The organism is Tunturiibacter lichenicola, from assembly GCF_051013355.1.
GTDB lineage: Bacteria > Acidobacteriota > Terriglobia > Terriglobales > Acidobacteriaceae > Edaphobacter > Edaphobacter lichenicola_F.
Window position 1 is genome coordinate 5,299,052 of the sequence record NZ_CP132944.1, and the last position, 24,812, is coordinate 5,323,863.

A 24,812-nucleotide genomic window follows, 5' to 3' on the forward strand; every position below is an offset into this window, starting at 1 on the left:
TTTTGACTTATTAACGATCGGTAGGAGATTAGTGATGAATGCAATGCAAGTAAAAATTCGCAAGACCATGGTTATGGTCGCGACACTCGTAGCAATCGGTGCAGTAACAGGCTGCCACAAAAAAGCCAGCGGCATAGATCCCAATGCGCTCGGACCGGCTACAGCGCCGCCTGCCGCCGCGCCCACTGCCACAATTACAGCCGATCCGGGAGCTATCGACCTCGGTCAGACTGTTGTTCTCAACTGGCGCACCCAGAACGCTGCTGTAGTCACCATCGACGGTATCGGCGAAGTGAATGCAAACGGCACCCAGACCGTGTCGCCCTCGAACTCGACCAACTTCCACCTCACCGCCAAGGGCGATGGTGGCACAACTGAAGCGAACGTCCGTGTAACTGTCCGCGTACCCGTAGCGCCAACGGCCCCGGCGCCCACTGACACAGACATGGGAACCGAAGCTGCCTTCCACCAGAACGTTCAGGATGTCTTCTTCGACTATGACAGCTTCGATCTACGTCCCGACGCCACTGCAGCGGCCGCCAAGGCAGCCTCTTACCTCACTGCGCACCCTGCTATCAAGGTTGTCATCGGCGGATACTGCGACGATCGCGGTTCTGCTGAGTACAACCTGGCCCTTGGCGAAAACCGCGCCAACGCAGCGCGTACTGCATTGGTCTCAGCAGGTGTCTCTGCAAGCCGCCTTCGCGTCATCAGCTACGGCAAAGAGAAGCAGTTCTGCACCGAGCAGGATGAAAGCTGCTGGCAGCAGAATCGCAGGGCACAGTTCTCCCTCGATCGCTAATCTGATCGTCAACGCGACTAAACTGCAACATGCTTAGCACCTCGGACTTCAGGTGCCCCCTGTCTCTCCATTGAGACAGGGGTTTCTGCTAATCTGACCGCGACTCCCGTTCGGCCCGGGCTTTGTTCGCGAACGGGCCGACTGGGAGACAGAAAGCCGAGCGCACTTTAAACCATGATCCAACCCAAACAATCACTCCGCTCGAAATTCGCTCAAACGTCAATGCGCCTCACCTCCTCTGCGCTGTTAGCCGGTGCTCTCTTGTGCTCCTCTCCGGCATTTGCCGTCAGCAAGGACATGGTGCAGCTCCAAACCCAGATTCAGCAGCTACAGGATGCGGTCGCCCGCCTTCAGCAGTCCAACGACGAGCGCATGGGTGTCATGAAAGATCTCATCCAGCAGAGCGCCGACTCCGTCAATAAGATGGCTATTAGCGTCGAGTCTTTGCAGAAGCAGATGCAGGCTCAGCATGAGGCGCAAAGCACCAAGAGCGATCAGGTCTCCGGCCAGATTCAGTCCTTGAACGACTCCGTTGACGAGATCAAGGCACGCCTCGCAACACTCCAGAAGCTCATGCAGGATGTCCAGGGACAGCAACAGTCCATGAGCGCCAACATGCAGAACGCACCCGCATCGGGTGGGTCGCCCTCACCAGCACCGGCAACCCCTGCTGCAGACACCCCCACAACCGGACCGGCCCCCGTCGTAAGAAAAGGTAAGCCCTCAGCGAATGTGCCGCTCGCAGCAGAACCAGCAGGTCCCGCCGTACCCCCTGCCGACGACCTTTACAAGACAGCTCTTGGCGACTACATGGCCGCCAAGTATGCCCTCGCAGCCTCCGAGTTCTCCGACGTCGTCAAGAACTACCCCGACAACCCGCTCTCCGGAAACTCCTACTACTATCAGGCGGAGGTCGACTATCGTGACGGTCGCTATCAATCCTCCATTAAGTCCTACGACAGCGTTCTTCAGCAATACCCCGACAGTAACAAGGTTCCCGTCTCACACCTTCACAAAGGCATGGCATTAATAGCTCTCAAACAAACCGACGCCGGTGTAAAAGAGTTCCGCACCCTCATCCAACGCTTCCCCAACTCACCCGAGGCCATGCAAGCCCGCAGCAAGCTCAGCGGTATGAGCATCCCAGTCACTCCCAAGCATTAGGCGTCTTCAGTGACGCATCCCCTGCATCAAACCCTCGATCTCAGCCCGTTCCGCCCCGGCCAACGGTAATAACGGAAGACGCGGCCATCCCCCAAAATAACCATTCAAATCGCATCCAAACTTGATGCCTGCCACACCCATATCTCTTTCCACCCTTTTGGCGACATCCGCCAAACGTTCCTGCTTCTCCCTCGCCAATCCCTCATCGCCGTCTTTCCAAGCAGCCAGCACCTCATAGCACGCCTGTGGTGCGGCTGCCGCAAAGCCCGGCATAGCCCCTACCGCCCCCGCTTTTACCCCCTCCAGCATCCCGTCCACACGTCCCGCCAATATCTGAAAGCCAACCACCTTCGTGCGTGTCTTCGCCACGACCTTCGTCGGCGTCACCGCCAGCGCTGCACCACCATCCGTCAACGTAGACGCCGAGATCAGCTCGCCTGCTCCTCGTTGAGCCCGCATTCTTCGGGTTACAGCAGCAAATACAGCCGTGACCGTCACATCACGCTTCACCTCTGCCGTCCCAACCTTTAGCCTCTCCTGTCGCACCAAATCACCCGATCCATCTACGAGCCCAACTATCATCGGATGCCCTGAGAGTTCAACAATCGCCTCGACCGGCAGCAGTGGGCCATCTTGAGGCGCACCACTCCAAAGAATCACCGGCAACGGGGATCGATCGGCGACGGCTTGGAAGTATGTCAACAACTCTTTTACAGATCCTGCGCGAGTGCAAGCTTGAAATATCGAAGGCCGTCTCACCAGCACAGCATCGTAGGCGAACTCGGCCGCCCATCCCGCAAGATCAAGCGTCCCGACCACGCTATCGCGCGACACTCCAGCGATCAGAACCTTCTCGTCCGCAGCCGCTCCAACCACGCTCCGAAGCACCCGTCGGGTCTCCTCCTCCGACAACAGCGTCGACTCGGCGCTGTCGCCCAACGCAACGAGTCCGGCAACTGGAGTTTTGGAATACCGTGCAACGTTGTGTTCCAGCTTCGGTACGTTGAGGCGTCCGTCTGAATAAAACGGCGTAGTCAGTGGCAGATGAAGCCCATCAAGCAGCATCTTTCTATTCTAAAAGCGATTGCCCCGACCAGACGAACCACGCAGTACCAATACGGTTCAACATGACACGAAAGATGTAATTGGAAGGCGTTTCTGGACTCCACGGTTCAAGTAATCTCAACTTTGATACTCATGACCAACGGACGCGATATCTCGCAGGATAAATCTCTTGGCGATCTTGGTCGTGAGGCCATCTCTTTTCTCACGCACACGTTCATCGCCTTCACCCTGCTGGCAGTTGTCATAGGCGTCATGTCCCTCAATCACCCAGACCCGGACTCTCCAGCCCCGAAGTTGCTGGCGACCTTCTTCGCCGGCCTCGTTCCAATGTTTGGCGGTTTTATCCTTGCGCGCATGCAGCACAACAATATCGCGCGCTACACCTGGATCTCCGGCCTGGTTATCTTCTCGATCGTCTGCGTCTGGGTACTCGGTCTTCCCACCGGCAATGGCCTCTGCGAGAACTGCGGCGCTGTCGAAAAGCTCTGGCGCACCTTCTTCAGCTTCGACCACGGCAGCGGACTCATGGGAGGGGACGGCATCCTCGTCGGTGCCTGGATTCCGCTCTCGATGATCGCATATGCCATCGGTGCAAAGTTAGCGCTCGAACCCTAACCGTTTGCATCCACTATTTAAGGCTATTGACAGCTTCGTTCTCCGCAATCCGCTCCGCATGCAATGTCTGCAAGGCAACTACGCTCAACGTACCTTCCTGAAGCGCAGAGATACCCTCTGCAGCTGCCCGCGCCGCAGCTAACGTGGTAATCGTAGGAATACGCGCCATCACAGCAGCGCGTCGAATCGCCTTCTCGTCGAAAAATGTATCTTGTCCCCGCGGAGTATTGACGATCAGCTGAATTCGATCTCCCTTGATCAGGTCGACGACGTTCGGTCGCCCTTCCTTTACCTTATATACGCGCTCCGGCTGCAGCCCAGCCTGTTCCAGCACAATTGCAGTGCCATGCGTTGCCACCAGATGGAATCCCATCTCCACAAACTGACGCGCTAACGAAACCGCGCCTTCCTTGTCGTGGTCGTTGACGCTCAGAAATATCGTCCCTTGCAATGGAAGCACCTGTCCAGCCGCAATCTGCGCCTTGGCGAACGCCTCACCGAAGTTATCCGCGACACCCATCACCTCGCCAGTGGACTTCATCTCCGGTCCAAGCACGGTATCGACTCCCGGAAACTTACCCCATGGAAATACCGGTGATTTCACGAAGTAATGCGAACCGGTATCCAGGTCCGTACCGCTCTCCACCTGTTCTGGCAGTAGCTCCTTCAACTTCCGCCCCACCATAATGCGCGAAGCGATCTTCGCCAGCGGAATCCCCGTCGCCTTCGAAACATAAGGTACAGTACGCGAAGCTCGAGGGTTTACCTCGATCACATACACCGTCCCACGTTGAATAGCGAATTGAATGTTCACCAATCCACGCACACTCAACGCCATCGCCAGCTTACGCGTGTATTCGCGAATCGTACGCAGTACATCGTCACTGAGATCGACCGCCGGCAACACGCAGGAAGAGTCGCCGGAGTGAATACCCGCCTCTTCGATATGCTGCATGATCCCTGCGATCAGTACGTCATCGCCGTCGCACAGCGCATCCACGTCACATTCGACGGCATCTTCTAGAAAGTGGTCGATCAACACCGGCCGCTCCTGCGAGTATTCAATCGCCGTCGACATATACTGCACGATCGACTCATCGTCATAGGCGATCACCATCGCACGTCCGCCCAGCACATACGACGGCCGCACCAGCACCGGATACCCCACGCGATTCGCGCCGGCAACTGCTTCCTCCACGCTGGTCGCCATCGCACCTTCAGGCTGCGGAATCTTAAGCTCTTCGATCAGCTTCCCAAATCGTTTGCGATCCTCCGCAAGATCGATCGACTCCGGCGAGGTTCCAATAATCGGCACACCGGCCTTCTTCAGTGGCAACGAGAGATTTAGCGGAGTCTGCCCACCAAACTGAACAATCATCCCGATCTCTGCGCCCGACGTGGCCTCATGCTCATACACTCCAAGCACATCCTCCAGCGTCAACGGCTCAAAGTACAACCGGTCGCTCGTGTCATAGTCGGTCGACACTGTCTCCGGATTGCAATTGACCATAATGGTCTCGTACCCGTCCTCGCGTAGCGCAAACGCCGCATGGCAGCAGCAGTAATCGAACTCAATGCCCTGCCCAATCCGGTTCGGTCCGCTCCCCAGGATCAAAATCTTCTTCTTTGTCGTCGGGGCCGCCTCATCTTCTTCGTCATAGCAACTGTAAAGATAAGGCGTGTAGCTCTCAAACTCACCCGCGCATGTATCCACCATCTTGTACACCGGCATCACGTTCAGCTTCTTCCGCAGAGCCCGCACCGCCGCAGTACCTTCAGCCCCTTTCAAGCCCCAACTTGCGGCCAATCGCTCATCCGAAATCCCCATCCGCTTCGCAGCACGCAACTGCTCTGCCGTCACCTCAGCCATGGCCAATCCGCCCACAGCCTTGATCTCATCCGTGATCTGCTTCATCTGATATAGAAACCATGGGTCCATCGACGTCATGCGCGCAACCTCACGCACCGTCATCCCCCGCTCAAATGCATAGCGAACATAGTTCAGCCGCTCCGGATGCGGAGTCACCAACCGCTGTGTCAGCCGACGAGGTTCAATGTCATCTGCAGTAGCCTTCTTGCCCGTCTCGAGCGACCGCACCGCCTTCATCATCGCTTCCTTGAAGGTTCTCCCGATCGCCATCACCTCTCCGACCGATTTCATCTGCGGTCCAAGGCTCTCATCCGCACCAGGAAACTTCTCAAACTGCCACTTCGGAATCTTCACGACGACATAATCAATCGTCGGCTCAAAGCAAGCCGGCGTAGCCTTCGTAATGTCGTTTTGAATCTCATCCAGCGTGTAACCCACCGCCAGCCGAGCAGCAATCTTCGCGATCGGAAATCCCGTTGCCTTCGAAGCAAGCGCAGACGACCGCGACACTCGCGGGTTCATCTCAATCACCGTCATCCGCCCGTTCACCGGATTCACCGCGAACTGCACATTGCTCCCACCGGTCTCCACGCCAATCTCACGAATCACTCGAATCGCCGCATCCCGCATTGCCTGGTACTCGCGATCCGTCAACGTCTGCGCCGGCGCCACCGTAATTGAATCGCCAGTATGCACGCCCATCGGGTCGAAGTTTTCAATCGAGCAGATAATGATGACGTTATCGTTCAAATCACGCACCACCTCCAACTCGTACTCCTTCCAACCCAGCACACTCTCTTCCAGCAAGCACTCATGCACCGGCGAAAGATCGAGCCCACGCGACAATATCTCCATCAGCTCTTCGCGATTGTATGCAATTCCGCCACCCGAGCCACCCAAGGTAAATGAAGGCCGAATCACAACAGGGAAACCAATCTTCGCGGCGAACTCCAGCCCATCGCGGATGTTATTGATGAGCGCAGATCGCGGCATATCGAGCCCGATCTTCGTCATCGCATCCTTGAACAGCAGCCGGTCTTCCGCTTTCTTAATAGCCTCAAGCTTTGCGCCAATCAACTCGACGCCCATCTTATCCAGCACACCCGAATCCGCAAGATCCACCGCAAGATTCAGAGCCGTCTGCCCACCTACAGTAGGCAGCACTGCAAACTTACCCTTGCCACCCAGGCCATCCGGGTCAAGCATCTCTTTCTCGACCCGAAGAATCTCCTCGAGATAGTCGGCAGTCAACGGCTCAATATACGTTCGGTCCGCCACCTCTGGATCGGTCATAATCGACGCCGGGTTCGAATTCACCAGCACCACTTCATAACCCTCAGCTTTCAGCGCCTTACAAGCCTGTGTCCCCGAGTAATCGAACTCCGCCGACTGCCCAATCACAATCGGCCCCGAGCCGATCACCAGAATCTTCGCAATGTCATTCCTACGCGGCATATCTCGTCTTCCTTGCTCAATCTCATTTGCGCCGAAAAAATGCGCGACCAAAGCCGCGCTTTTTAGCTTTATTTTTTGAACTCTTCCATCATCTTCCTAAAATCTTTGAAGAGATAATGCGAGTCATGTGGCCCCGGACTAGCCTCCGGATGGTATTGCACACTGAACATCGGGTCGGTCTTATGCTTCAACCCCGCCAGTGTCTGGTCGTTCAAATTCGTATGCGTCTTCTCAACATCGGCCGGCAGCGAATCGGGGTCCACGTTGAAGTTATGGTTCTGAGCCGTAATCTCAACCTTCCCCGTCTGATGATTCATGATCGGGTGGTTGCCACCATGGTGCCCAAACTTCAACTTGTAAGTTTTGCCGCCCAACGCGAGCCCAAAGATCTGATGTCCCAGGCAGATCCCGAAGATCGGCTTCTTCCCCTGCAACTGCTTCACATTCTCAACTGCATACTCCAGCGGCTCCGGATCTCCCGGCCCATTCGAGAAGAACACTCCATCCGGTTCCATCGCCAGCACATCTTGCGCAGAGGTCTTCGCCGGCACCACAGTCACGCGGCAGTTCTCACGCGTCAACATCCGTAGAATATTTTCCTTGATGCCGAAGTCGTATGCCACAACATGCATCTGCTTTTCATCTTCGCCAAGCGCCGCCGTCAACAGTGAATCGCCCGTCTGATTCTTAGGCTCGTTCGCATCCCACTCATAGGCGACCTTCGTGCTCACAACACTCGCGAGATCGGTCCCTTCCATCTTCTTGATCGCCCGCGCCTTTGCCACCAGCGCATCCACGTCGAGATTCTCACCCGAAGCAATCACCCCGCGCATCACACCATTTGCCCGCAGATGTCGCACCACCGCTCGCGTATCGATCTCCGCGATCACCGGCACGCCATAGCGCTCCAGATACTCATCTGCCACCTGCGTCGAACGCCAGTTCGAGCTCATCGGCGAAAACTCGCGCGTCACCAGACCTTCGATGTAAGGCCGTGTAGCCTCCGCATCGCTCGGTGTCGTTCCATAGTTCCCAATATGTGGATTTGTCAGAACCACGATCTGACCCGCGTAAGAAGGATCGGTAAAGATCTCCTGATAGCCGGTCAGTGATGTATTGAAGACCACCTCGCCCGAGCATTCCGCCCGCGCGCCAAAACTCTTACCGCGAAAAACGCGCCCATCTTCTAGCGCCAGTATTGCCTGCATTGCCTCTCCTGTCTGGAGTGGATTTAATAGATTCTATCAGCATTCGCGCTTGAAATCCCGATCAACGGGCAAATCCCTTCGCACGCAAAAAAGGCTCGGCACAATGGCCGAGCCTTCTCTGGAAATTAACTAATCTAGCGGTGGCTGTGGTGATGATGGTGGTGATGGTGGCGGGAACGAGCGCTTGCTGGAATAACCGCACCGGCAAGAACAACGAACGCAATGGCAGCAAGAAACAAGGTACGCAGCTTCATGGTGGAACTCCCTCTTAGTCAGCCGCTCTTTCGAGTGGTCTGGCGATACAAGCAGCCTATCGGCTCATCGTCCGTCATCATCACTTATTTCGTCTGAATTTTAGATGGGTTCCGACGTTGATTCCCCACCCGGCAAAATCATTCGATATCCACCAGAACATCTTGTCCTTCAACACGCAGCGGAAAAACATCCACACGCTCATGCGCCGGATACTCCGCCAAACCCGTCTTCACATTAAATGCCCACGAGTGCCACGGACAGACTACCGCCTCACCCTCCACCCATCCCTGACCCAACGGGCCCTGTCGATGCGGGCAGATATTGTCCAACGCCGATAACACCCCATTCACATTTGCTAAGCACACCTGCACTCCATCGACTTCGGCCTCCATCACCCCTCCCACCGGCGGAGCCTCCGTCAATCCACACAACCTGACCCACTGCGCCACTCAGAATCCTCCCTTATGCCTATCTTAGAGCGTAGCAAACGGCTCGTTGACGCCCCACCAAATGCTAAAGTCGATACAGAAGCTGACTCATGCCCCGCCCGACACCGAAGCCAAACACGCAACCTTCACCCAAAGTTCAGTACGAAGACGTCAGTCCCATGTGGCTGGTGAAGGCCATCGCCGCAACCATCGTCGCAGCTCTCTTCTGCGGTTACCTCACCTTCTGCCTTCTCTTCTACCAGGGCCAGTGGCAACTCGTCCTGCACCCAACTCGCACCTCGTCCGCACCCGCATCTATCGCCGGCATCCCATACGAACTCATCCACTTCGGACTCGACGAATCCGCCACCCCGCAGCTAGCCGGCTGGTGGATTCCTTCCGCACCCGGAGCCCGCTACGCTCACACCACAATCCTCTTCCTCCCTGGATCCGATGGCTCCCTCGCAGACTCCATCCCAACCCTCGCCAGCCTCCACAACATCGGCCTCAACGTCTTCGCCTTCGACTACCGCGGCTACGGCCAGAGCACTCCAACTCGCCCCAGCCAACTCAACATGACTAGCGATGCTGACTCTGCGTTGCGATACCTCACCAAATCGCGCGCCATTCCCGACTCGCAGATCATTCCTTACGGAACAGGAGTCGGCGCCGCCCTGGCGACCGAACTCGCCGCGGATCACACCAGCGTTCCAGGCCTGGTCCTCGACGCCCCCCGCGCCGACCTCCTCCAAATAGCACAGCGCGACCCCCGCTCCCGCCTCATCCCGGTAAGCCTACTCTTCCACGAGCGCTTCCCTCTTGCCGCTCCACTCTCCACCTTAATAACTCCCAAGCTCCTCATCTCCCGCACCACGTCACCAGACGAGAGCTTTCTCCACGCGTCCGACCCTAAACTCACCGTCGAACTCCCTTCTCCCTCCGAGACTCTCTACAGCCAAACCCTCACTCGCTTTCTCGACCAATACCTCCCGCCCGCACCAGTTCCCCAACTCGTACCTACCCCGACACCCACTCGCTAGATCGCGCACCTTTCAAGAGTTCTCCGCGATACTCTGCAATTGGAAGCTCCCTATGACGAAATGGCTTAATAGTCTTCAACCTGTTGGCGCGCTGTTTATGCGTCTCATCCTCGGCTCATCCATGGCATTCCACGGATACCAAAAGGTCGTACCCGCTGGCGCACTTCATCACCACGCACACTACGTCGTCACTCTTGGACTTCCCTACTGGCTCGGATACGTCTCCGCCTTCACAGAATTTCTTGGCGGCATCTTACTGATCGTGGGCCTACTCACCCGCCTCGCCGCAGCTTTGGTTGCGATCAATATGTTGACCGCGTTCGTCACTGTCGGCATCCATCAAGGCTTCGGTATTTACAACTACATCCTCGCCCTCGCAGCTCTGGCCATCATGCTGCTGTTCTATGGCGCAGGAGCATTGGCACTTGACCGAAAGATCGGCTTCGCATAGTTGAACAGGAGGCTCTTCTCATCCAAAAGGATGAGAAGGAGTGAAGGCTCCCGATACTCTGGGAGCCTTACATTGTGGTGGGGAGTTCTCTTGTTGCGGATATTGGAAGCCGAAGCCGTGGGAACTGCAAGCTCGACTGTAATGTGTTACATCCAATAAGACGCGCTTCCAGAAGAAAAGTTGTCCTATTTTTTCCACTTTTACGGATTCCTGAGATATTTACATTCCATAAACAGAAGACTGACAAGGCAGATACATTTGAACGAAACTCATCGCGGAGCGTCAACTGAAATTTAAGAAATCGCGCGAATTCACCTTTGCTCCTGGGAATACCACCTCCAGATTCTTGGCGCCCAAAGTCTTATAAGCAGCCTCACCCAGCACACGTCGAAAGTCGGTCGTCACCGCCAAATCCCTCCCTTCGTTCAACCGGTCATTCTCCAATCCTGGCCACCTTCCATACACCTTCCCACCCTTAACTCGACCGCCCAACACGAACATCACATTCGCATGCCCGTGATCCGTTCCTCCCGTTCCATTCTGTCGAGCCGTTCGCCCAAACTCAGACATCGTCACCAGCGTGACGTTCTCTGCATCGTCTCCCATGTCTCTCCAGAACGCGGCGATCGTATCCGCAAACTCTTTCAACCGTCCCGCGAGTTGGCCGTTCACACCTCCCTGGTTCTGATGCGTATCCCAACCGCCAATATCCGAAAACGCCGCCTCCACCCCAAGATTCGCCTTCATCAACTGTGCAATCTGTTTCAGGCTGTTGCCAAACGGCGTATTCGGATACACCGCTCCCGCCGTCGGCTGATATCGCGCCGGATCTGCAGACTTCAGCATCTTCACCGCTTCAAACGTCTCCTGGCCGGTCCCATGCAACACCGCATCCGAGCTCTCGTCATACATCGCCTGAAACGCATTGCTGATCGGCGAGGTCTGCGGCCCTCTCCCGCCCACCGAAAAATCCGCTAGATTATTGATCGCAACCGCCGGCAGCTTTCCTTGTAATGTCCTCGGAACCTGAGTTCCCAATGCCACCGCACGAAACGCTGAGGGCCTTCCCGGAATCATCTCCGCCTGCAAAGCCCGGTTCAACCAACCGTCCGGAGTAGCTTTAACTCCTGGCGTCCCGCTCTCCATGTAATCCTGCGCATCAAAGTGCGATCGCGTCGTATCAGGCGATCCCGCAGCCTGAACAATAGCCAGATGCCCCTCGTCGTAGAGCGGTTTGAACGCTGTCATCGAAGGGTGCAGTCCAAAAAATCCATTTAGATCCAGAACGTCCTTCTCTTGGATGGCAATCGAAGGCCGCATCGCATAATAATTCTTCTCTTTGTATGGCACCACGAGATTCAACCCATCGACTGCGCCCCGCTGGAACAGAACCACTAGCTTCTTCTTACTCGCCGCCGCAGTCGTCACCTCTGCGAGAACGCTCCGCGACAAAAATGCCGGAATAGTTGAAGTCCCAATTAGAGCTAAAGCTCCACCCTTCATGAATCCGCGCCGTGTCACCCCGCGCCGCTCAATATCACGTCCATGAATGTCACATCCCCAATCGCTGCGGTCTGCCATGGTCTTCGTCGTCATCTTCTGTCTCCCGGTACTCCCAGCGAATACGATTCCCAGCCTGCATGTTCAAACTCGCATATGTGCAGGAAGTTGCCGTTCGATCTAACGCCGTTGAAACTCTGGCGATCCAAGCAGCAGCCCGGCCATTCCTGCAGCCTCCCGGTCGAGTGGAGGCCTCGTTCGCTGCTTTGCCGAGGAGATGTTCAGCACCTGCGCCATCGGCTCAGGCTCGTTCGCCCTGATTCCGAAGCTCTTCTCTGCCTGCTGCTGCGTCATCTGATCTCGAAACTGTGCCAGCACCGTCTCTCTCGTCCGGTCGCTCACTGCCTGTCCTAGCAGCATCGCCTCAAGCTTCTTCTCCTTCTCAGCAACCGAATCTCCGCTCGACGACGCACTCCGCGCCGAACCAGACCCTCCCAGCAACCGCGTCCAATCCGTCTGCACCCCACCGATGCGGTCACTACTCAGCGACACTGCAAAGTTCAGCCTGTTTACCAAATCTCCCGAGTTGACCCACGGCTCCGCCATCCAGCTATAACCATTCGGCGTCTGCATCCCATACAACGGCATGCCCAGCTTTTCAAGCGCCTGGAACAGCGGCACCGCCGTAGTCACCTCAGCCCCACTCGCCCGCACTGCAGACACCACAAACTCCTCAGGCGTCTTCACCTTCGCTCGATACACCTCTGGCGACCAGAACTCGGCCGAATCAAACATCGTTCGAAGCACAGCTCTGATATCGCCGCCGCTGGCACTGAACGACTTTGCCATTCGGTCCACAAGCGCCTGCGGAGGCGTATCGCTCACAAATCTCACCGCAAGCTTCATAGAAATAAACTGTGCCGTCGCCGGGCTGGTGGCAAGCATATGCAGCACTTCCAGCCCCTCAGATTCACCATTCTCGCCAATCTTTTTCCCTAAAACAGTCTTTGTACCAGGCTCATGCCGCCGCTCTTCGAACCGATACACACCAATCCGATTAGGCTGATCTACGGTCCATCCCGTCAGGACCTCAGCCACCTGCGTCACATCCTGCTGCGTATACCCGCGCCCGCAAGCCTTCTGCAACATCTTCACAGGTCGATCCGCGCTCACCTCGCACTGCACTCCCAGCGTATGCAGCTCCATCAACTCACGCGCGTAGTTCTCATTCAACCCGCGATCCTTCACCGCCTGCTTCACCTGCGGATTCTGCACAAACTTCGCAAGCTTCCCGCCATTCCTCGCCGCCATCGAATCCGGCCCGATACTCTGCCAGTTGTCCAGATACATCAGCATCGCCGGACTCTTCGCCGTCGCCACTAGCAGATCTTCAAACTTCCCAAGTGCACGCGGACGAATCACATCACGCTCATAAGCTGGCAGCAAATACAGCTCATTTTGATTCTTCTTGATATACACATTGAAGTGATTCAGCCAGAAGTCGGTCAGCACCGCCTCAAGCTGCCGCTCACTGTAAATATCCCGAAGCATCCGAGTCTCAAGTAACTCTGCGCCAACCATCCTCGCAGAGCCCTGCAGCGCAGCCAGCGTCTCTCTCTGCATCGGGGACAAATCATCCGCTGCCGCAAGAAGCTCACTCCTGCTCAGGCTCTTGCGAAACCGTACCAACTCCTCCGGTGGCATTGCTAGAATCCGCTGCATCCTCTGATCCGGCGGCAGGTTGATCACCTTCACCGCCTCCAGCCCCGAATAAAACTGCTCCTCATGCGCAGCCATCGCCGGCGTCGCCGGGTCCACTCCATCCCCAGGCAACGCCGCGTTCTTTTTCATCTCCACCACACCCTTCGCGGTCGGACCATCAACTCCCGCCGAGGCCATTCCATCCTCGCCCGAACCGTTCTTACCCGCAGCAGCCTGCTCCGCCTCTTTTTTCGCCTTCGCCGCTTTATAAAAAGCAATCTGATCCGCATAGATCGCACGTTCCACAGGATCAGCCGGCAGCGGCTCATCCTTCGCAATCATCTGCCGCAACACCGCGGGGCTGGGATACCGCCGCATCAACTCCGCCTGCTCCATCTGCATCGCTGGAAACATCGCCAGCCGCACATCCAACGCAGAATCGTCGATACTCAATGGGTTCAACTGACGTTCAAACCACTCCTTTTCACCCATCGCATGCAACGCCGCAACATCACCCGGTCGCGCCCCAAACGTGAACCTGTTCACCACATGCAACACGCGTTCATCGCCCTGAATCTTCTGCACAGAAGGCGCTGCATCCTTCTTCGTCGACGCAGCCGCAACCATCGGCTGTTCTACCATCAGCACGCACAAAATACCCGACAACAGCGTCCACATCGAGCTCATCAACATCTCGGCAGATCTTGGTCTGAATTGCATAGCGTTCCTCACTGCACAGGAATGCCAGGCCCCACACAGCCGGACCTGGGCCGCTCAGGACCTCACAAAAACCTGTGCCTGCAAATCAGAAACCCCAGCCTCGCGCAGCAGTTGCGCAAGACTGGTCAATTCCGCCCAAATTAGAACGCTGCAAGCTCCGCCATCGCCCGATACAGATCCTCCGGCTGAGGCAAAATCGCATCCTCCAGCAGCGGTTGATACGCCACGAACGTATCCATCGCCGCCACGCGCCGCACCGGAGCATCCAGGTCATGAAACAGCTCATCCCCGATCCGTGCCGCAATCTCCGCGCCATATCCCCAGCTCAACATGTCCTCATGGGCCACGATGACGCGATTGGTCTTCTTCACGCTCTCTGCAATCGCCTCCCAATCGTACGGAGTCAAACTCCGCAGATCGATCAGCTCCACATCCACGCCCGTCTCACGATGCAGCTTCTGCGCCGCCTGCAATGCCCGCGGTACCACCGCGCCATATGTCAGCACGGTCAGATCCTTACCAGGCCTGACAATCTTCGCCTTCCCAAACGGAATGCAATAGTCCGGCCCCGGATAAGCAGCCCGGCCAAACGTCTCGCGATAAAGCCGTTTATGCTCCAAAAACAACACCGGATCATCGCACCGAATCGCCGTCCGGAGCAATCCCAGCGCATCAAGCGCATTCGACGGCATCACCACCCGCACTCCAGGCGTATGCGTAAAGATGCTCTCGCCCGACTGCGAGTGATAAATAGAACCGCCGGTCAAATAGCCGCCAATCGGCACCCGCATCACCAACGGGCAGTTGAAGTCTCCATTCGACCGCCACCGAACCAGCGACAGCTCATTCCTCATCTGGTGCATCGCCGGCCAGATGTAGTCGAAGAACTGAATCTCCACCACAGGCTTCATCCCGCGCACCGCCATCCCGATCGCGCGGCCTGTGATGTTAGCCTCCGCCAGCGGCGAATTCCAGCAGCGATCACTGCCAAACTCAGTCTGCAACCCTGCAGTCAGCTTGAAAACCCCTCCCTTACCCTTAATCTTCCCCGCCCGCAGTGCGCCATCGCGAGTAGCATCGGCGACATCTTCACCGAACACCACCACCCGCTCATCCCGTCGCATCTCATCCTTCAAGCAGCAGTTGATCAGATCCGCCATCGTACGTTCTGTCGAATCAGCCGTTGGCTGCGGCTCCGTATCAAATCGAGCATCCTGCGAACTCAAGTCCTCCGAGTACACATGCTTCGTAATCGAAGCCACAGTCGGCAACGTGGCCATCACCGCACGATCTGCTGCTCGCTGTACCTCTTCATCCACCTGCCGCTCGAGTTTATTGATCGCATCGGCATCCAGAATCCCCTCACGCAGCAGCCACATCTGCATCCGCGAGATAGGGTCCTTCGCAGCGTCGGCATCCAGTTCCTCCGCCGAACGATAAAGCCTCTCATCATCGCTCAGCGAGTGCGAATAAGGCCGAATCACATGCCCATGCACCAGCGCCGGCCCCTTGCCCGAGCGGCAATATGCCACCGCCTCAACCATCGCGTTATAGCTGGCAATCGGATCGGTTCCATCAATCTCAGAAAAGTGAAAGTTAGGAAAGTTCGCCACCAGTCTGGAGATATTCCCGCCCGGCGTATTCACCTCCACCGGCGTCGAGATCGCATATCCATTATCTTCGACGACATACAACACCGGCAGCTTCCCATTCGAGGCCGTATTCAACGACTCCCAGAACTCACCCTGGCTCGTCGATCCCTCCCCAATCGAGACATAGACCACCTCATCGCCATGAAACGTCACATCCTTGAACTCGCGATAGTCCCCGTCATGCTTCTTCGCAGCCTCAGGATACTTCGTGAAAAATCTCCCCGCCTCCGCACACCCAACCGCATGCAGACACTGAGTAGCCGTCGACGAAGACGGTGAAACGATATTCAACTTCCTGCTCGACCAATGCGAAGGCATCTGCCGCCCGCCACTTGCAATATCGTCAGCCGCTCCCACCGCCTGCAACAACTGCTCTTCAACTGAATTTCCCAACGTCAGACATATCGCCCGATCCCGATAGTAAGGAAAGAACCAATCATATCCAGGCTTCAGCGCCATCCCCGCCGCTACCAGCAGCGCCTCATGCCCTGCGCACGAGATCTGAAAGAAGATCTTCTGCTGGCGCTTCAAAACAATCTCGCGATCGTCGGTGCGCCGCGACAGGTACATCAGCCGATAAAACTCAACCAACTGCTCACGGCTCAGCGTACTATCCGCTGTTTTAACTGCCGTCTTCTTACTCTCCTGCACACCGGATACTGACTGTCTTGCCATGCACCTATCCTTTACGTCGCAATTCGTCGCACCAAACAGACATACCGCAGTTATTAACTCTTCAGACACAGATTGTACTGGGCAGACGCCACACTTGGCCTCCTGCCCCCAGCTTTCCTGCTCTGCAAAACTCGCGAAAAAAGGTAACCCGAAGGCTACCTATCTTCCGCATAAATCGAACTAAACAAACAACGGAGCCAGCACCAACGTGATCGTGGCCAGCAATTTAATCAGCACGTGCAAGCTCGGCCCGGCAGTATCTTTGAACGGATCGCCCACCGTATCACCCACAACGGCCGCCTTATGGGCATCCGACTTCTTTCCGCCATACTGTCCCGTCTCAATAAATTTCTTCGCGTTGTCCCATGCTCCGCCGCCGTTGTTCATCAACATCGCCAGCAGCACACCAGAGATTGTCCCCACCATCAGCAACCCAGCCACCGCCTCCGCTCCAGCGAGATTCACCGGTACTCCGCCAATAGCCGGCACAGGCAGAATCGCCCCTGGGGCATAGACCGTTGCATTCGCCTGGTAGCTCGAACTCAGATGTCGAAAGATCAACCCAACCACCACGGGCAAACCGACCACAAGCACTCCCGGCAGCACCATCTCTTTCAGCGCCGCACCGGTAACGATGTTCACGCATCGCGCATAGTCCGGTTTCGAGGTTCCCAGCATAATCCCAGGATTCTCCTTGAACTGATTCCGAACATCCTGAACTACCATCTGCGCCGTCCGGCCCACTGCCTTGATCGCCATCGAGCTGAACAGATACGTCAGCGTCGCGCCCAGCAGCGCACCGACAAACACCGGCACCTGCGCCAGATTGATATTGGTAAAGCTCCATCCCACCGGCATGTATCCGCCAGCATTTGCAACCTTAGCAGTTACAATCACCTTGATCTCTTCAAGATAAGCCGAGAACAGTAAAAACGCCGCCAGGGAAGCTGAACCGACTGCATACCCCTTCGTCAGCGCCTTCGTCGTATTCCCCGCCGAATCCAGCTTGTCGGTGCGCTCGCGAATCGAATCCGGCTGGTTCGACATCTCGATGATGCCACCAGCATTATCCGTAATCGGCCCGAACGTATCCATCGCCAGAATGTAAGCCGCGCAGCTCAGCATCCCCATCGTGGCGATCGCAGTCCCATAGATGCCCTTTGCGTAGTCGCTAATCCCGGCAACCCCGGCAAGCCCCTGCACGCCAAAGTAGTAGCTCAGCAACAGCGCCGCCGAGATCACCACCACAGGCATCGCCGGCGTCTCCATCCCAACTGCGAGTCCGCTGATGATGTTAGTCGCGGGTCCAGTCACCGAAGCCTCGACAATCGACCGGACCGGCCGGAACTTGGCCTCCGTGTAGTACTCCGTAATCCAAACAAACAAAAACGCCGTAATCAATCCAACCACGCCGCACCCAAGCAGCCACAACGGCCGTACCAGCGGCCCATTCAACATGGTGTAAACCGCCCCGGCAAATCCAGCCAACGCCAACGCGGAGGTTACATAAAATCCCTTATTCAACGCGTGCATAGGATCTTCATCCTCACGCGTGCTCACCACAAACACACCCACAATGCTCGCAATCAAATTAATCGCAAGCACAATCAGCGGGAACAAAATACCCTTCACGCCGAACACCGGATAGAGCGCCGCACCCAGAATCATTGCGCCGACATTCTCCGCCGCTGTCGATTCGAAGATGTCCGCACCACGTCCCGCGCAGTCACCCACGTTATCTCCAACCAGGTCCGCGATAACTGCCGGATTTCGCGGATCGTCCTCAGGAATCCCAGCCTCGACCTTGCCAACCAGGTCCGCCCCCACGTCCGCGGCCTTCGTATAAATTCCGCCCCCAAGCTGAGCAAACAACGCCACCAGCGAAGCGCCGAACCCGAACCCAACCAACTGGTACGGCACAGCCTGCGGATTTTCCAGCCCCCCAAAAAACAGGAACAGCGACCCCACCCCTAGCAGCGACAGCGCCACAACAACCAGCCCCGTCACCGCCCCACCACGCAGCGCCATTTGCAAAGCCTTATTCAAGCTCGTTCGCGCCGCCGAAGCCGTCCTGATATTCGCCCGAATCGAGCAGTACATCCCCGTAAACCCAGCTAAGCCGGAGCATACCGCCCCAACCAGAAAACTCAACACCGTCTTCAGTGCAAACGGCGAAGTCCTCGGCGACATGCGGTATCCAACGAACACCACCACCGCCAAAACCAGCGCAATCGCTCCAATCGTCCTGTACTGCCGCCGCAAAAACGCCTCAGCCCCTTCGCGGATAGCGTTTGAGATCGACTGCATCTCCGCAGTCCCCGTGTCCGACGCAATCACTGCCCGCGCAAGCAACAATGCAGCCACCAGGGCCAGCACACCAACCCCAAGCGCAATCCACAGATACAGCCGGCCGTCGTCATTTCCAACCGAAGCAGGTGGTACAGCAAGCTGCTCCTGTACGGCCAACGCCAAAAAACTCAAACCATGCATGCAACAGTCTCCTTAGAGCGCGGATTTTCAACTAGCTTCACAAAGGCGGCAATTAGAGCACGCGCAATCGAACAGGGTCAATCGGCATGTAACCCGAGGCGATTCAAACAGATTTTGCGCGGTCGACAAGCCAAAGTAATAGCACACAACTGCCCAATCCCTAACGCAAATTCTTCTTCCGCCGATGCATATCTCAGCGCAACAACGAGGTGCATCCGTGTTCTTTCTCCGCAAATCCACCAAGTCAAAGCCGGACATCCACGGTTCCCGCGCCCGCCTACTCCATCCGGGTCATCTGCAATATGTTGCAGCTCTACTCCTCTTACCCACCACATCTGCCATCGCCCAAATCGACACCGCCAGCTTCGTCCCCCACCGCTACGTCGTCCTCTATCGCAACGCGACCATCCCCGGCGATGCAGAAACCCACATCCGCTCCGCAGGCGTCCGGCTCACCCAGCGCAACGAACACCTGGGTATCGCCGTCGTCCAGTCGCCCACCAGCCAGTTGGACGACGCAGCCACCATGCGCCTCCTGGCCTCCCAACCAAACGTAGTCGCCGTTCTCCACGACCGCATCGTTTCCGGCCACCAACTCCGCACCGAATTCGTCACATCGAATACCGAAACCAGCATAGCGGGCCAAACCGCCAACCCAGGCTCTTCCATCGGCAGACTGCCCACCCACGGCCCGACTCACCCCGCCGCTCCATCTCTGCCGCCACCACCGCCCCCTCCACCGCCCTACGACACCTACTACACCAACACCCCGCAGGGCTGGGCCGTTCAGCAGGTAGGTGGCTACGGCAGCAACGTCCCTGGCGGTCCTGCACACGGCCCCTGGGACACCACTATGGGCAAAGGTGTCCGCATCGCCATCCTCGACAGCGGTGTCGACCAAGCCCACCCTGACATCGCCCCCAACCTCGCCCTCAACCTCACCGAAACCGACCAGTCCGCCTACCCCACAACCTGCGACGACGGCACCCCACAAGACCAGCAGGGCCACGGCACCTGGACCGCCTCCCTCGCCGCCGGAGCCATCGGCCCCGGAACCGGCCAGGTCATCGGCGTCGCCCCAGCTGCAACCATCCTCAACATTAAAGTTCTCCAGCGCATGCCCGCCTCCATCACGGGCGATACCAACCCCGCCGACCTCTGCGAAGCTGGGCAAGCCAGCGGCCTCCTCAGTTGGGTCATGCAGGGCATCGAAGACGCCATCACCAACCGTGCCGACATCATCTCCCTCTCCGTCGGCGCCACGGCCGACCTCACCACCGGCGACGGTGCCGGCCTCCTCGCCGCATTCAACCAGATCACCTACGCCGCCACCCAGGCCAACATCGTCGTCATCGCCTCCGCTGGAAACGACGGCTTCGACCTCTCCAACCCCCGCTACGTCGAACTGCCCGCCCAGTCCCGCGGCGTTCTGGCCATCGTCGCCTCAACCAACCCTGCCTGCGCCCAGAACACCGCCGCTGGAGCCACCTGCACTCCAGGTCCGCTATCCCTCGCCTACTACAGCAACTTCGGAGCCCCGCTCAACGCCCTCGCCGCACCCGGAGGCAGCTACCCGGCAGGCGACGACACCAGCGTCAGCGGCTGGGTCCGCGGAGCCTGCAGCTCCGGAATCCCCAACACCATCGACGGCCTTCCCTCAGACTCCTCCCACAGCTTCGGCTGCTTCAACCTCGGCCACACCCAGTACATGCAGGCCATCGGCACCAGCGCCTCAGCTCCTCTGGCAGCCGGAGTCGCCGCTCTCTTGCGCGCTTCCCACCCGGACTGGAGCGCCGCCACCGTCGTCTCCGCCATGCGCAGCTCCGCAATCGCCGCTCCCGGTCTTCCCGCCCGCCTGGTCAACGCCGCCGCAGCCCTTGCCCAGCCACCCCCCCAACAATAGCCCCAGCCTCGACTACCCTTTCATCCGTTCCTTCACGCTATGCGCCAGTTTTTCAATCTCGTCCGCCTTCTTGATCACGTCCACTGACAAAATATTCTGATTCGTCTTATCCACCTGTTGTTTCAGATCCGTAGCCAGCGCCAGCAGCTTATCTGTATCCGCCACCAGGCGCTTCTGCCTGTCTACGCTCCTCGCCTTCTCCTGCAGCTCCGCACGATGAGGGTCAAGCGGCGACTCCGGCTCAACCGGAGCATGTCCACCCATCCCAGGCCGTTGAATCGAATCCTGCATCGGTTGCACAATCTGCCCCCCACTCAGTCCACCGGACGCACCCATCACCAAAACCACCCCCACCATCGCCACTCGAAGTATTCTCATACCATCCCCCGATCCGCCCCACCGCTGCTCTGCGTCTCAACCTGAATTGCATCTAACAAACAGCTGAAGCATTCTGTTCTCACCATTCTTTTCTGAAAGCGAGACGTAGTAATCATGCATCTTCAGGCTATGGCCCCGCAAGACGAGCGCATCCTTCAGGTCATCAAACTTGACTGGCACAACGACATCATCCTTTTCCTGCAAAATAAGCTACCTAAAATCGTCGTCGTCCTCGTCGTTATCTTTGCCCTCCAGCGCGTTGTCCTGCTCTTTGTAAAGAAGATGCGCACGCGCGCCGACCGTCAGGTTGGCAACTTCCACCGGGCAGCCCAGCTTCGCACCATGGCCTCGATTCTCCGCGCCACCTCCATCGGCGTGCTGGGCTTCATCGCCTTCCTTCAGATCCTGAACATCTTCGACATCCCCTACCAGCCCATCCTCGCCTCTGCCGGAATCGTCGGTGTCGGCATCGGCCTTGGCGCTCAGTCCATCTTCAAGGACATGCTCAACGGCATCTTCATCCTCGTCGAAGACCAATACAACGTCGGCGAAGTCGTCGTTCTCGCCGGGCTCAAAGGTACAGTGGAAGACCTCTCACTCCGCCGCACCAGTGTCCGCGACGGCGACGGCACCCTCTACATCATTCCCAACAGCCAGATCGCCACGGTCTCCAACCTCTCCCGCGACTTCTCCGTCGCAACCCTTCAGGTTAGCGTCGACGCCAGCGCCAACCCCGACAAGGTCATCGCGCTCCTGGGCAAAGTAGCCAACGAGGTTCGTCACGACTCCATCTTCAAAGACATCGCCATCGCCGACCCGGTCATCCTTGGCGTCGACAAGATCGAAGGCCGCGCCGTCACCTACCCCGTCCAGATCCGTGTCCGCGCAAACCAGCGCGATGGCGTCCTCCGCGAACTCCGTCGCCGCATCATCATCGCCTTTGAAAAAGACGGCATCCCCCTCGGCAACGACCCCGCCAACATGCTCATCCTCCGCGCCCCCAACCCCACCGCCCCTCCCGCCCAGCAGCCTCTGGTCGGCTGAAGCGTTCCGAGTGCAGCCGACAGCCGAGCCATAACGCATCTGCCGAAGCAGTTGCTTTGGCTATTGCCGTTGCTTTTGTTGTTGCAGTTGCCTGTCCCTTTGTTGTTGCAGCTGCCTGTCCCTTTGTTGTTGCAGCTGCCTGTCCCTTTGTTGTTGTAGTTGCCTGTCCCTTTGTTGTCATCCCGTAGGGATCTGCTGTTGTTTTTTGTCGTTGCTGTTGTCGTTGCTGTTGTTTTGCCGTTACCAGCCCACACGCAAAATCCTGTCAAGCCCTGTTCAATCGTTTTGATTCGCTCCAACCAGAATCAAGTTTTACGTCAGCTTACTACCCTGTGTAAGCATCGAGCTAACGCAGCTGCCACTTCACGCATAGCACTATCCGGCGTGAGGTAGTCAGGCGAGAGCCGGAGAAATCTTCCCCGCGCGTCCGTCGTAATTCCCCCATCTTCAAGCGCCTCAGCAAGCGACACCGCCGAGTCAGTCTCTATCGTCAAAAACGCGCCGTGATCACCGTCTGCACCCTCAGCCTCAATACCAGCGTCCGCAAGATACCGTTTGAGATGCCCCAAACGATCCATAGCGTACTCGCGTATCCGCGCAACGCCTAACTCAAGCGTAAGCTGTTGCCCGGCACGTGCCTGGTAGTACGTCAGAACCGGAGGAGTCGATTCGAGAAACGCATCTCCGCCACTAGCGAACCGCGGCGGATCCGGCCGCTCATAGTTGAAGGGCTGTTCCTTGGCAAACCACCCGATATCAACCGGCTTCAGCCCACTCGAAATCGCATCCGGAGACACATACAAAAAAGCCGCGCCCGGACCGCCCCGAAGATATTTGTAACTCCCACCGATCATAAAGTCGGCGTTCATCCCAGCAACATCGATCGGAAATACCCCGACAGCATGGTAGGCATCCACAAGAAGACGAGCACCAACCCGATGGCATCTCTCCGCAACAGTATCCAGATCGTGCACAATCTGCCCGGTCATAAACATCACCTGGGAGATCACTACAAGATCCACACCATCGCGAATCGTCTCCATCCACTCTGAGAGATCGATACCGCCATCTGCTCCCTGGCAGCTGACGAGTTGAAGTCTGATCCTCCCCACTGCTGCATACTGCTTCAGAATCACATCGACCGAATCAAACTCCCCCATCGTGGAGACGACACGCGGCACGCCGCCAAGCGCATTCAAGACCGTGCGAAGCCCCTGCCCTGCCGATGTCTTCGGAACAATGCAATCGGGCCGAGAAGCACCAATAAGCTTCGCCAGCCGCGAACGATGCGCCCGTTCCTCATCCATCCACCCATCCCAGGCATCTCCGAGCTTACTTTGCCAAAGATGAAAACCCTCGCGAAGATCATCTTCCGTCTGATCCAGCGGCCTTCCCAACGAATGGTTCGCGAGATAGATACCGGGCTTCGCAAATGTCGCTGAAAAAAGCGGAAAGACGTGAAGGCGCAGACGTTCTTCAGTAAGCGCACCCGAGCCCATCGCTGCGACAGCTTCAGTCAGATTCATTCGCGCGGTGCCTCGGTACGCGATGCCAGCAGCTCCGGAAAAAAGGTAAGCTCAAGCGCCTGACGTAAAAACCCTGCACCCGATGATCCACCAGTCCCGTGACGAAAACCGATGATGCGTTCGACCGTCTTGAGATGACGAAACCGCCAAAGCTGGAAGTACTCTTCCACATCCACCAGCTTCTCGCACATCTCATACGCCTCCCAGTGTTGCTTCGGGCTGCGATAGATCTCACGAAATGTCTCTACCAGCGCTTCATTTCTGCTATAAGGTTGCGACCAGTCCCGTTCAAGGCACTCATCCGCAATCTTGTACCCATGCCGCGAGAGATACCTCAGGAACTCATCGTAGAGACTCGGCGACTCAAGCACGCGGCGAAGATCGTCATGGATCGCAGCATCATGCGCAAAGACTTTGATGGTATCGGCGTTTTTATTCCCAAGCAGAAATTCGAGCTTCCGATACTGATACGATTGAAACCCCGACGCACTCCCAAGAACCGATCGAAACTCCATATACTCAGACGGCGTAAGCGTCTCCAGCACAGCCCACTGCTCGAAGAGTTGCATCTGAATAAGCTTCACTCGCGACAGAATCTTGAGCGTCGAAGGAAGTCTGTCGTGCCGTATATTCTCGATCGCAGCCGTAAGCTCGTGAATAACCAGTTTGATCCACAACTCCGAGACCTGATGTTGAACAATGAACAACATCTCGTCGTGATGTTGCGGTTGTGACAGCGGCCGCTGCTGCGCTAGCAGACCATCCAGAGAAAGATAGTCCGCGTAGCTCAACCTCTTCGAAAAGTCGCTTACGATACCAGCTTCAACCGGTCGTTGATTCGTGTTTGTCATCTTCACCTGCATGAAATAC

Annotated in this window: 18 protein-coding genes; 7 read left to right on the forward strand and 11 right to left on the reverse strand. The window is 57.1% G+C overall.

The annotated features are described in order from the left end of the window. Nucleotides 1-43: 43 nt before the first annotated feature. On the forward strand, nucleotides 44-802 hold the full coding sequence (locus RBB82_RS22155; RefSeq protein ID WP_433975440.1) for an OmpA family protein: 759 nt from the start codon (nucleotides 44-46) through the stop codon (nucleotides 800-802). Between the two features lie 174 nt (nucleotides 803-976). Further along, complete coding sequence (locus RBB82_RS22160) at nucleotides 977-1,966, forward strand: tetratricopeptide repeat protein (RefSeq protein WP_433972897.1); 990 nt, start codon at nucleotides 977-979, stop codon at nucleotides 1,964-1,966. Between the two features lie 6 nt (nucleotides 1,967-1,972). Here RBB82_RS22160 and RBB82_RS22165 read toward each other — a convergent pair whose 3' ends face one another. Then, on the reverse strand, nucleotides 1,973-3,031 hold the full coding sequence (locus RBB82_RS22165; protein ID WP_433972898.1) for a dihydrodipicolinate synthase family protein: 1,059 nt from the start codon (nucleotides 3,029-3,031) through the stop codon (nucleotides 1,973-1,975). Nucleotides 3,032-3,163: 132 nt separating this feature from the next. On the opposite strand from RBB82_RS22165, the gene RBB82_RS22170 reads away from it, so the two are divergent. Then, nucleotides 3,164-3,646: a hypothetical protein gene (locus RBB82_RS22170; RefSeq protein WP_433972899.1), complete on the forward strand. Its 483-nt coding sequence runs from the start codon at nucleotides 3,164-3,166 to the stop codon at nucleotides 3,644-3,646. A 13-nt stretch (nucleotides 3,647-3,659) separates the two neighbouring features. Here the strand turns inward: RBB82_RS22170 and carB are convergent, their stop codons facing one another. The 3 genes from carB to RBB82_RS22185 form a co-directional block, all read right to left on the reverse strand. Continuing rightward, entirely contained in the window at nucleotides 3,660-6,971 is a 3,312-nt protein-coding gene (carB, locus tag RBB82_RS22175) for a carbamoyl-phosphate synthase large subunit (RefSeq protein ID WP_433972900.1), read from the reverse strand. 68 nt (nucleotides 6,972-7,039) lie between these two features. Further along, entirely contained in the window at nucleotides 7,040-8,179 is a 1,140-nt protein-coding gene (gene carA / locus RBB82_RS22180) for a glutamine-hydrolyzing carbamoyl-phosphate synthase small subunit (RefSeq protein WP_433972901.1), read from the reverse strand. 392 nt (nucleotides 8,180-8,571) lie between these two features. Then, a complete protein-coding gene (locus RBB82_RS22185; protein WP_433972902.1) occupies nucleotides 8,572-8,883 on the reverse strand; it encodes a Rieske (2Fe-2S) protein in 312 nt (103 codons plus the stop codon). Nucleotides 8,884-8,972: 89 nt separating this feature from the next. Between RBB82_RS22185 and RBB82_RS22190 the strand changes: the two genes are divergently transcribed. Then, nucleotides 8,973-9,902, forward strand: a complete 930-nt coding sequence (locus RBB82_RS22190; protein ID WP_433972903.1) for an alpha/beta hydrolase — start codon at nucleotides 8,973-8,975, stop codon at nucleotides 9,900-9,902. Between the two features lie 52 nt (nucleotides 9,903-9,954). Continuing rightward, nucleotides 9,955-10,353 carry a DoxX family protein gene (locus RBB82_RS22195; RefSeq protein WP_433972904.1) on the forward strand — a complete coding sequence of 133 codons (399 nt, stop codon included), beginning with the start codon at nucleotides 9,955-9,957 and terminating at the stop codon, nucleotides 10,351-10,353. 282 nt (nucleotides 10,354-10,635) lie between these two features. Here the strand turns inward: RBB82_RS22195 and RBB82_RS22200 are convergent, their stop codons facing one another. The 4 genes from RBB82_RS22200 to RBB82_RS22215 all read right to left on the reverse strand — a co-directional run bounded on the left by RBB82_RS22200 (nucleotide 10,636) and on the right by RBB82_RS22215 (nucleotide 19,091). Beyond that, nucleotides 10,636-11,949 carry a DUF1501 domain-containing protein gene (locus tag RBB82_RS22200; RefSeq protein ID WP_433972905.1) on the reverse strand — a complete coding sequence of 438 codons (1,314 nt, stop codon included), beginning with the start codon at nucleotides 11,947-11,949 and terminating at the stop codon, nucleotides 10,636-10,638. Between the two features lie 84 nt (nucleotides 11,950-12,033). Next, on the reverse strand, nucleotides 12,034-14,241 hold the full coding sequence (locus RBB82_RS22205) for a DUF1800 domain-containing protein (protein WP_433972906.1): 2,208 nt from the start codon (nucleotides 14,239-14,241) through the stop codon (nucleotides 12,034-12,036). 173 nt (nucleotides 14,242-14,414) lie between these two features. Continuing rightward, entirely contained in the window at nucleotides 14,415-16,601 is a 2,187-nt protein-coding gene (locus tag RBB82_RS22210) for an alpha-ketoacid dehydrogenase subunit alpha/beta (RefSeq protein WP_433972907.1), read from the reverse strand. 180 nt (nucleotides 16,602-16,781) lie between these two features. After that, complete coding sequence (locus tag RBB82_RS22215) at nucleotides 16,782-19,091, reverse strand: sodium-translocating pyrophosphatase (RefSeq protein ID WP_433972908.1); 2,310 nt, start codon at nucleotides 19,089-19,091, stop codon at nucleotides 16,782-16,784. A 217-nt stretch (nucleotides 19,092-19,308) separates the two neighbouring features. Between RBB82_RS22215 and RBB82_RS22220 the strand changes: the two genes are divergently transcribed. Beyond that, a complete protein-coding gene (locus RBB82_RS22220; protein ID WP_433972909.1) occupies nucleotides 19,309-20,994 on the forward strand; it encodes a S8 family peptidase in 1,686 nt (561 codons plus the stop codon). Nucleotides 20,995-21,006: 12 nt separating this feature from the next. Here the strand turns inward: RBB82_RS22220 and RBB82_RS22225 are convergent, their stop codons facing one another. Further along, nucleotides 21,007-21,372, reverse strand: coding sequence for a hypothetical protein (locus tag RBB82_RS22225; RefSeq protein WP_433972910.1), 366 nt, complete (start codon nucleotides 21,370-21,372; stop codon nucleotides 21,007-21,009). A gap of 114 nt (nucleotides 21,373-21,486) precedes the next feature. Here RBB82_RS22225 and RBB82_RS22230 point away from each other — a divergent pair, with 114 nt between their 5' ends. Further along, entirely contained in the window at nucleotides 21,487-22,416 is a 930-nt protein-coding gene (locus RBB82_RS22230) for a mechanosensitive ion channel family protein (protein ID WP_433972911.1), read from the forward strand. A gap of 317 nt (nucleotides 22,417-22,733) precedes the next feature. Here the strand turns inward: RBB82_RS22230 and RBB82_RS22235 are convergent, their stop codons facing one another. Next, nucleotides 22,734-23,942: an aminotransferase class V-fold PLP-dependent enzyme gene (locus RBB82_RS22235; RefSeq protein ID WP_433972912.1), complete on the reverse strand. Its 1,209-nt coding sequence runs from the start codon at nucleotides 23,940-23,942 to the stop codon at nucleotides 22,734-22,736. Beyond that, complete coding sequence (locus RBB82_RS22240; RefSeq protein WP_433972913.1) at nucleotides 23,939-24,793, reverse strand: tryptophan 2,3-dioxygenase; 855 nt, start codon at nucleotides 24,791-24,793, stop codon at nucleotides 23,939-23,941. The genes RBB82_RS22235 and RBB82_RS22240 overlap by 4 nt, the downstream gene beginning before the upstream one ends. Nucleotides 24,794-24,812 lie beyond the last annotated feature (19 nt).